The organism is Halomonas sp. SIMBA_159, assembly GCF_046536035.1.
GTDB lineage: Bacteria > Pseudomonadota > Gammaproteobacteria > Pseudomonadales > Halomonadaceae > Vreelandella > Vreelandella venusta_A.
Window position 1 is genome coordinate 1 of the sequence record NZ_JAWJBT010001722.1, and the last position, 233, is coordinate 233.

At 67.8% G+C, this 233-nt stretch carries 1 protein-coding gene; it reads right to left on the reverse strand.

Annotated features, from left to right (window positions below):
* On the reverse strand, nucleotides 1-233 hold a 233-nt coding region (locus tag R0J87_RS25090), incomplete at both ends, for a hypothetical protein (RefSeq protein ID WP_498889738.1).

Sequence of the window (233 nt, forward strand, 5' to 3'; positions counted from 1 at the left end):
GTGATGTAGACGGCGAGGAGAGTCTCTCGCGGACGCGCTCCGATGGTCTTCCGCCGGAAGGCGTCGAGGTTCTCCCGGAAGGGGAGCATCAGCTGGGTCGGGTCATCGCCTCGCTCTGCGATGAGATCGACGATCGCGCGGATCGTCGCCGCATCCAGCTTCGGGGCCAGCTCGGCGTCGGCGGCGGCGATGTCATCGGCGAACGGCAGCAGCACGTGGTCGCGGATCATCGC